General features: G+C 69.4%; 6 protein-coding genes and 1 pseudogene. 4 read left to right on the top strand and 3 right to left on the bottom strand.

Going from position 1 to position 6,321, the window contains the following annotated elements; genetic code table 11:
• Window positions 1-2,399, top strand: a 2,399-nt coding sequence (gene uvrB, locus FV228_RS17805) for an excinuclease ABC subunit UvrB (RefSeq protein ID WP_147855850.1), incomplete at its 5' end; no start/stop codon positions are given.
• An 11-nt stretch (window positions 2,400-2,410) separates the two neighbouring features.
• Here uvrB and FV228_RS17800 read toward each other — a convergent pair.
• The gene (locus tag FV228_RS17800) at window positions 2,411-2,629 is read right to left on the bottom strand and encodes a hypothetical protein (protein WP_147855849.1); all 219 of its coding nucleotides are present in this window, start codon (window positions 2,627-2,629) and stop codon (window positions 2,411-2,413) included.
• 140 nt (window positions 2,630-2,769) lie between these two features.
• On the opposite strand from FV228_RS17800, the gene FV228_RS17795 reads away from it, so the two are divergent.
• Window positions 2,770-3,303 (top strand): ankyrin repeat domain-containing protein, encoded by a 534-nt coding sequence (locus FV228_RS17795; protein WP_147855848.1) that lies wholly within the window; start codon window positions 2,770-2,772, stop codon window positions 3,301-3,303.
• Between the two features lie 60 nt (window positions 3,304-3,363).
• Here the strand turns inward: FV228_RS17795 and FV228_RS17790 are convergent, their stop codons facing one another.
• Entirely contained in the window at window positions 3,364-3,828 is a 465-nt protein-coding gene (locus FV228_RS17790; RefSeq protein ID WP_147855847.1) for a hypothetical protein, read from the bottom strand.
• A 282-nt stretch (window positions 3,829-4,110) separates the two neighbouring features.
• Entirely contained in the window at window positions 4,111-4,344 is a 234-nt protein-coding gene (locus FV228_RS17785; RefSeq protein WP_147855846.1) for a hypothetical protein, read from the bottom strand.
• Here FV228_RS17785 and FV228_RS17780 point away from each other — a divergent pair.
• Together FV228_RS17780 and FV228_RS34250 are read left to right on the top strand one after the other, a co-directional pair.
• Window positions 4,343-6,091 (top strand): PQQ-binding-like beta-propeller repeat protein, encoded by a 1,749-nt coding sequence (locus tag FV228_RS17780; RefSeq protein ID WP_147855845.1) that lies wholly within the window; start codon window positions 4,343-4,345, stop codon window positions 6,089-6,091. The genes FV228_RS17785 and FV228_RS17780 overlap by 2 nt on opposite strands.
• A 59-nt stretch (window positions 6,092-6,150) precedes the next feature.
• A pseudogene (locus tag FV228_RS34250) lies at window positions 6,151-6,321 on the top strand (acyl-CoA thioesterase); the annotation flags it as partial.

The raw sequence follows: 6,321 nt of genomic DNA, 5'->3' as shown, positions 1-6,321 counted from the left end.
GGCCCGCGCCCGAGGGCGCCGACCTGCCGGATCCGGGCGGCGACGGCGGCGCCTCCGCGACCGTGACGGCGCTGGAGCGGCTGCTGATCGAGGGCAACCCGCTGTTCAAGGACGGCCAGACCTGGGTGCCGCACCGGCCGGACCGGCCGCAGAAATCCGAGGGCGGCCTCCGGTTCACGCTGAAATCCGAGTTCGAGCCGGCCGGCGACCAGCCCACCGCCATCGCCGAACTGGTCGGCGGGATCAGCGCGATGGAGCGCGACCAGGTCCTGCTCGGGGTCACCGGCTCGGGCAAGACCTTCACGATGGCCAAGATCATCGAGCAGACCCAGCGCCCGGCGCTGATCCTCGCCCCGAACAAGACCCTGGCGGCGCAGCTCTACGGCGAATTCAAGTCGTTCTTCCCGGACAACGCCGTCGAGTATTTCGTCTCCTATTACGACTACTACCAGCCCGAGGCCTACGTCCCGCGCTCAGACACGTTCATCGAGAAGGAATCGTCGATCAACGAGCAGATCGACCGGATGCGCCACTCGGCCACCCGCGCCCTGCTGGAGCGGGACGACGTGATCATCGTCGCCTCGGTGTCGTGCATCTACGGCATCGGCTCGGTCGAGACCTACACGGCGATGTCGTTCACGGTGACGCTCGGCGAGAAGATCGAGCAGCGCCAACTCGTGGCCGACCTCGTGGCCCTCCAGTACAAGCGGATCCAGGCGGATTTCGCCCGCGGCACCTTCCGGGTGCGGGGCGATTCCATCGAGCTGTGGCCGGCCCACCTTGAGGATCGCGGCTGGCGGATCGGCATGTTCGGCGACGAGATCGAGTCGATCGTCGAGTTCGACCCGCTCACGGGCAAGAAGATCGCCGAGCTGAAATTCGTGAAGGTCTACGCCAACTCCCACTACGTCACGCCGCGGCCGACGCTGCAGCAGGCGATCAAGGGCATCAAGAACGAGCTGAACGGCCGGATCGAGGAATTGACGAAGATGGGCCGGCTGATCGAGGCCCAGCGCATCGACCAGCGCTGCACCTTCGACATCGAGATGATCGAGGCCACCGGCGCCTGCAACGGCATCGAGAACTATTCCCGCTACCTCACCGGCCGCCGCCCCGGCGAGCCGCCGCCGACCCTGTTCGAGTACCTGCCCGACAACGCCCTGGTGTTCACGGACGAGAGCCACGTCACGGTGCCGCAGATCGGCGGCATGTACCGGGGCGACTTCCGCCGCAAGGCGACCCTGGCCGAGTACGGCTTCCGCCTGCCGTCCTGCCTGGACAACCGGCCGCTGCGCTTCGAGGAATGGGACGCGATGCGGCCCCAGACGGTCCACGTCTCGGCCACGCCCGGCAAATGGGAGATGGAGCGCACCGGCGGCGTCTTCGCCGAGCAGGTGATCCGCCCGACCGGCCTGGTCGACCCGGTGATCGAGATCCGCCCGGCGCGGGCTCAGGTCGACGACCTGCTGGGTGAGGTCAAGGCGGTCGCCTTGGCCGGCTACCGGACCCTCGTGACCACGCTGACCAAGCGCATGGCCGAGGACCTCACCGAGTACCTCCACGAGAACGGCGTGCGCGTGCGCTACATGCACTCCGACATCGACACCCTCGAGCGCATCGAGATCATCCGCGACCTGCGGCTCGGCGCCTTCGACGTGCTGATCGGCATCAACCTGCTGCGCGAGGGTCTCGACATCCCGGAATGCGCCCTGGTGGCGATCCTCGACGCCGACAAGGAGGGGTTCCTGCGCTCGGAGACCTCCCTGGTCCAGACCATCGGCCGGGCGGCCCGGAACGCCGACGCGCGCTGCATCCTGTACGCCGATTCCATCACCGGCTCGATGGAGCGGGCGATGGCCGAGACCGAGCGGCGTCGCACCAAGCAGCTCGCCTACAACGAGGAGCACGGCATCACGCCCCAGAGCGTGAAGCGCGGGATCAGCGACATCCTCAACAGCGTCTACGAGCGCGACCACGTCCAGGTCGATACCGGCCTGGCCAAGGACGCGATCACGGTGGGCCACAACCTCAAGGCGGTGCTGGCCGACCTGGAGAAGCGGATGCGGACGGCCGCCGCCGATCTTGACTTCGAGGAGGCCGCGCGCCTGCGCGACGAACTCAAGCGCCTCCAGGCCACGGAGCTGCTGGTCTCGGACGACCCGATGGCCCGGCAGGGCGACGTCGAGCGCGAGGCCGGCAAGTACGGCCGCAAGGCGCCGCGCGGCGCCGGGGCGACCCGGATCTCGAAGCCGGAACTCGACAACATGGGCCCGGGCACCGACCGCGAGATGCCGGCGAACGCGGTGGCCTGGCAGGAGCGGCCCAAGCCGCGCTCGACGCAGGGCCTCGGCGGCCAGAAGCCGAAATACAAGGGCGGGGGCGGCCGCAAGCGCGACTGACCGTGCGGACTTCAGGCGGCCCGGTCGTCCCAACCGGCATAGCGGCTCGCCACCGCCTCGCCCTCGTCCACCAGCGCCTCGGCGATCCGGAGCGCCAGGGCGTCGCAGGCCTCGTCGTAGGCATGGGGATCCGCCTGCACGGCCGCCCGCGTCACCGCACCGACCCGGTCGCGGACGATGTCGCGGGCGATGCGCAACGCATCGGCGAAGGGCTCATAGGGGCGCGGCATGCTCGCTCCGGCGACGGATCGGGCCATCACGGCCCGGGTGGCGGCTGCAACGAGCATCCGGGGGAAAACGTTCCCGTGGGGTGCCGGACGGAGATGGGTCCCATCCCAGATCCGCCGGTGAGTGAAGCAGGCGAGCGACGATGAATTCCGAGACGAACACGCCCCCGGCCCTCGACGACGCGACCCTGGCCTTCGCGGGCCGGGTCTTCCAGTTCGCCCGGATGGGCCATGCCGACGAGCTGGCGGAGCTGTTCGGGCAGGGGCTGCCGGCGAACCTGCGCAACGACAAGGGCGACAGCCTGCTGATGCTCGCGGCCTATAACGGCCAGGCGGACGCCACCCGGGTGATCCTGGAGGCCGGCGGCGACCCGGAACTCGCCAACGATCGCGGCCAGACGCCTCTGGCCGGCGCGGCGTTCAAGAACGACATCGCCATCGCCCGGCTGCTGCTCCAGCACGGCGCCGCCGTGGACGGCACCGGCACCGGCAGCCGGACCGCCCTGATGACCGCGGCGATGTTCGACCGCACCGAGATGGTGGCGCTGCTGCTGGAGCACGGCGCCGACCCGGACTTTCGCGATGCCGCCGGCCAGAGCGCCGCCGACATGGCCCGGGCCATGGGCGCCCAGGCGACCCCGGGCCAGCTCGACGCGGCGGCACGGAAGGCGGGGTGAGGGATCTTTCGACGAAGGGGGCTGGATACGGAGAGCAATGCCAATCTTTTGCCCTCGCGATCACGACATCCTCTGCTTCAGCAAAAGTTGGACGGCGAACGCAATGCGATCCTTGGAGGCGGTCGCTTCCAGTTTCGCGATACCGTCCTCGGCCTGCGCGATCGCCGTCAAGGCATCGGCACGGGTCACACGGTGTGTGGGATCGTAGTCGGCGCTATGCCGCTGCACCTGAAGACCCTGGAAGACATCGCCAACCCGGATCAGGTCATTGGGAAAACCAAAACTGCGCAATTGTTTGCATGCGCTTCTGGCATCTCCGTGATTCAACGCGCGATACGTATGGCGCCACGCTTTGTCTGGCCGGTCCCGCCCCGTTCCGGCCAGTCTGTCCGCACAATCCCGCGCGAGCGCATGGAAGAGCGCGTAATAGGCGGTACTGATCGCCCGCTTCAGATCCGATTGCCGCGGCCTGCCGACACTGGCCTTCGCGAGCCGTCGTGCCGTTCCGAGAAGCTCCCGGCTCATTAGCGGGGACGCGGGCTCGGGGTCGCTTCCGGAACCATGTGCCGTAAATAGGCGAATCGCGGTTCCCGCAACTCGAACAGCCTGTCGTTCAGCTTCGTAAGCGTCTCGGATGCGATTCGAGGGTCAGGCTCGGACGCGGAATCGTTATAGTGGACCCTGACCTGGATGATCGGATCTCCACCCGCATCCTCATCCGCGATCGCCTCGACATCACGCACTCCGAAGCGACCGAGCTGCGCGCGCACGATCGCATCGATGGCCTCATGTAAGGCAGGGGTGATCTCAACGCCCATCATGATCGCAGGATAGCATACGGGCCGATGGCGAACCATCGGAAGGCGGGCGACTTTGATCCGTGTCGCAGGGGAACCCTTCTTCGAAGATCTGCCTGGACACAGGCGTTCCGGCAATGATTGGTTCTTGCCTGCGCAGCCCGAGCCAGAAGATCATCAAAGCGGCCACGGCGCCTTCAAAATCAGAACAGACATCGATCGAAGGAAACGCCGTGCCGCCCATGACCGCACTTCGCCCCGCGCTGATCGCCGTCGCGATCCTCCTGCCCGCCGCCGCCCGCGCCGCCGAGACCCCCTGGCCGGCCTTCGGGCACGACCACAGCAACCGCAATTTCTCCGACCTCACCCAGATCGACCGCGCCAGCGTCGCGCGGCTGCGGCCGGCCTGGATCTTCCAGACCGGGGTGACCGGCTATTACCAGGCCCAGCCGGTGATGGTCGACGGCGCGCTCTACACGTCCACGACCCAGAACAACGTCGCGGCGCTCGATGCCCGCACCGGCCGACCGCTCTGGACCTACACGCACAAGCCCCGCACGGAAAAGATCTTCGGGCCGCCCTCGAACCGCGGGGTCGCGGTCTCGGACGGCCTCGTGTTCGAGGCGACCATGGACGGGCGGCTGATCGCGCTCGACGCCAAGACCGGCCGGGTGGTGTGGGACAAGGAGGCGGTGCGCCCGGAGGAGGGCGAGAGCGAGACCGCCTCGGATCTCGCGGGCAAGCTCGGCGGCAAGCCGGTGCAGGGCTCGAGCCGGCTCGGGTTCAAGATGCCGCCGCTGGTGGCCGAGGGGCTGGTGATCGTGGGCGTCACGGGGGCGGGCTACGGCCTGCATCTGGAGGACGCGGCCGGCGGGCTCGACGGCGGCGCCGTGGTCGGGATCGAGGGCGGTTACGGACGGCGCGGCTGGCTCGCGGCCTACGACGCCAGGACCGGCGCCGAGCGCTGGCGCTGGTACGTCACCCCGTCCGAGGGCTGGGAGGGCGGCTTCGTCGGCCAGACGGTGGACGGCGTGCCGCTCCAACGCGACATCGCCGCCGAGAAGGCGGCGGCCCCGGCCAACCGCGAGGCCTGGCGGGTCGGCGGCGGCTCGCTCTGGATGACCCCGGCCTACGACCCGGATCTCGGCCTGATCTTCCTCGGCACCGGCAACCCGGCGCCGCAGAATTTCGGCGCGTCGCGGCCGGGGGACAACCTCTACACGATTTGCCTCGTGGCCCTCGACGTCCGCACCGGGCAGCTGCGCTGGTACTCGCAGCAGGTGCCGCACGACGAGTGGGGCTACGACGTCGCAGCGCCGCCGTTCCTGCTCGACGGGCCGAACGGCACCAAGGCCGTGGCCTCGGCCAGCAAGACCGGCTGGATCTACGTCCACGATCGCGCCACCGGAAAGCTGCTCGAACGCTCGGCCCCGCTGATCGAGCAAAAAAACCTGTTCGCGCCGCCGACCCCGCAGGGCACCGTGGTGGCGCCGGGGCCGCTCGGGGCCGTGTCGTGGCCGCCCACCGCCTATGACGGGCGCCGCGCCTACGTGCAGGTCCGCCACGGGGCCACGACCTACACGATCAAGACCGTGCCGGCCTCCGGCGACCGGCCGGAGATCCGCTACACCGAGACCAGCGAGGCGAAGGGCGAGCCGTCCTTCAGCACGCTGACCGCCGTGGACCTCGCAGACGGCGGCACGATCGCCTGGACCCTGCGGTCCGACAGCCGGCTCTCCGGGGGGACGCTCGCCACCGCGGGCGGCCTGGTCTTCTCCGGCGCGGAGGACGGACATCTCGAGGCCCACGATGCGCGCGACGGCACGCTGCTCTGGCGGTTCCAATGCGGCGCGGGCATCAGCGGCCCGGCCATGACCTACGCGCTGGACGGCAAGCAGTACCTCGCGGTGGCGGCCGGCGGCGCGTCCTTCACCAAGGCGGCCGGGTTCGGCACCGGCGACGCACTGCTGGTCTTCGCGCTCCCCGATTGACGCGCGCCGAGCTTGACTGGAGGAGTTCCAGCCTTTGGCGGCGGGGATTCGTCCGGACGATGACGCAGGAGCAGGGCAGGGACGGCGCGGATGGCCAGCCGAGCCATCGCGGCGCGCCGGTGATCCGCACCATCGCGATGCCGGCCGACACCAACCCGGCGGGCGACATCTTCGGCGGCTGGCTGATGGCGCAGATGGATCTGGCGGCCGGCAGCGTCGCGGCCCGGCGC

Source organism: Methylobacterium sp. WL18 (genome assembly GCF_008040015.1).
Lineage (GTDB): Bacteria > Pseudomonadota > Alphaproteobacteria > Rhizobiales > Beijerinckiaceae > Methylobacterium > Methylobacterium mesophilicum.
Note: the sequence above shows the minus strand (reverse complement) of the source record. Positions and strands in the feature narration are given on the sequence as shown.